The sequence below is a fragment of the Gordonia sp. i37 genome, from assembly GCF_002043085.1.
Taxonomy (GTDB): domain Bacteria; phylum Actinomycetota; class Actinomycetes; order Mycobacteriales; family Mycobacteriaceae; genus Gordonia; species Gordonia polyisoprenivorans.
This window is the reverse complement of sequence record NZ_MVPX01000497.1, coordinates 1-2,192: the sequence shown is the minus strand read 5'-3', so window position 1 is coordinate 2,192 and position 2,192 is coordinate 1. Positions and strand designations below refer to the sequence as shown.

1 protein-coding gene and 2 pseudogenes are annotated in these 2,192 nt (G+C 64.2%); 1 reads left to right on the top strand and 2 read right to left on the bottom strand.

Features of this window, described 5'->3' with window-relative positions; translation table 11 throughout:
• Together B1964_RS24340 and sucC are read right to left on the bottom strand one after the other, a co-directional pair.
• Positions 1-229 (bottom strand): annotated as a pseudogene (locus tag B1964_RS24340) (succinate--CoA ligase subunit alpha); the annotation flags it as partial.
• Positions 230-243: 14 nt separating this feature from the next.
• Complete coding sequence (gene sucC, locus B1964_RS24335) at positions 244-1,407, bottom strand: ADP-forming succinate--CoA ligase subunit beta (protein WP_006368323.1); 1,164 nt, start codon at positions 1,405-1,407, stop codon at positions 244-246.
• Positions 1,408-1,812: 405 nt separating this feature from the next.
• Here sucC and B1964_RS24330 point away from each other — a divergent pair.
• Positions 1,813-2,192 (top strand): annotated as a pseudogene (locus B1964_RS24330) (M23 family peptidase); the annotation flags it as partial.

Below are 2,192 nucleotides of genomic sequence, written 5' to 3'. Positions count from 1 at the left end.
GGTCGGCCCCGGTCTCCTTGATCGCCTCGGCGACACTGCCGAAGACGGGCAGCTCCACGTCGGAGCCGTCCTTGGCGGTGTGGGCGACGGTGGTGCCGGCCTTGCGGGCGTTGACGCCGCCGACGATGTTCGAACCGGCCTTGAGCATCAGTGCGGTGTGCTTGGTGCCCTCACCGCCGGTGATGCCCTGGACGATGATCTTGTTGTCTTTGTTCAGGAAGATCGACATGTTTCTCTAGCCCCTCACTTGCTCGCCAGTTCGGCGGCCTTGTCGGCGCCGGAGTCCATCGTTTCGGCGAGCGTCACCAAGGGGTGATTCGCATCGGCCAGGATCTTGCGGCCTTCGTCGACCTTGTTGCCGTCGAGGCGGACGACGAGCGGCTTGTTGGCCTCGTCGCCGAGCTTGTTCAGCGCGCCGACGATGCCGTTGGCGACAGCGTCGCAGGCGGTGATGCCGCCGAAGACGTTGACGAAGACACTCTTGACCTGCTCGTCTCCGAGGATGACGTCGAGACCGGCGGCCATCACCTCGGCCGAGGCGCCGCCACCGATGTCGAGGAAGTTCGCGGGCTTGACACCCTTGTGCTTCTCACCGGCGTAGGCGACCACGTCGAGGGTGCTCATGACCAGCCCGGCGCCGTTGCCGATGATGCCGACCTGTCCGTCGAGCTTGACGTAGTTGAGGTCGTTCTCCTTGGCCTTGAGCTCCAGCGGATCGGTGGCGTCGCGGTCGGCGAAGGCCTCGTGGTCGGGATGCCGGAAGTCGGCGTTCTCATCGAGGGTGACCTTGCCGTCGAGGGCCAGGATCTGGTCGTCGGGGGTACGGACCAGAGGATTGACCTCCACGAGGGTGGCGTCCTCGGCGATGAACACCTCCCAGAGCTTTTGGATGGTGTTGGCGGCGGCGTCGAGCACCTCGGCGGGCAGCTTGCCCTTCTCCGCGATCTCGCGAGCGAATGCGAGGTCGACACCCTTGACGGCGTCGACCGGGACGCGGGCGAGCGCGTCGGGGTTCTGCTCGGCGGTCACCTCGATCTCCACGCCGCCCTCGACCGAGCACATGGCCAGGTAGGTGCGGTTGGCGCGATCGAGGAGGAAGGAGATGTAGTACTCCTCGGCGATGTCGCTGGCCTCGGCGACGAGGAGTTTCTTGACGACATGGCCCTTGATGTCGAGACCGAGGATGTTCTCGGCGTTCGCCTGCGCCTCGTCGGCGTCCTTGGAGTACTTCACGCCGCCGGCCTTGCCACGTCCACCGACCTTCACCTGCGCCTTGATCATGACGGGCTTGCCGATTTCCTCGGCAATCGTGCGCGCGTCGGCGGCAGAGTCGGTTACACGACCGGGTGTGGTCGGAACTCCGTGCTTGGCGAACAGTTCCTTCGCCTGGTATTCGAAGAGATCCATTCAGCTCACCATTTCGTAGATTTGCCCGCTCGTCTGGGTGTAACGCGGGCCATACGGGACTTTAAACCTGCCGCATATCCGGTTTGGGTACACCTCCTCACCTTGTGCGACAGATCACTCGCTCGGTCGGGACACGCGCGGGTGCCGACCCGGCGCCGTCAGCCATCCGGCCGGGCGCATTGCGGCGAATCCGCCAGCCAATACCGCAAATTCAGCACAGTGTGAACCTCGTCATCGGCTGTGACCCAGCTCACTTTATCCCGGGTTTTCACTCCCCAGGGTTGGACTTGTCGCAATCATTTCGTTACCGTCGGCAAGCAGTCTCAGGTCGTAGTGGTCCATCGCGCCACATCCGTAACGCCGAAAGAACGCGGGCACCTGGGTGTATCGCAAACGTGAGGTGAGGTGGACGACTTGGCGGAACGTGGTTTCCCAGGCGGGTCGGTATCCGGTACCGCGGTCGTCGGCGGACGTCGACGCCGCGACGAGCGGATCAATGATCTGACCGCCGAGGAGATGACCACGATCATCCCCGTCGACCGCAGCGACATCTACTACAGCGACGAGACCACGTACGGCGACACCGCCGACTACGAGTGGGACGTCGATGACTGGGCCCCCATCGAAGACGGCTCGGCCTCGGTCGGTCGCCGACGCTCCACACGCCGCACCACCACCTCAGAGATCACCCAGGACATCCTCATCCCCGAGGGTGAGTTCGACGAGTACCGCCATGACGAGCCCTTCGACGTTCTCGGCGCCACAGTCGACGAATACGCAGGCGA

Bases quoted from the DNA above. Each gene is read 5' to 3' on its own strand.
- sucC (WP_006368323.1), bottom strand. From the start codon at position 1,407: ATGGATCTCTTCGAATACCAGGCGAAGGAACTGTTCGCCAAGCACGGA.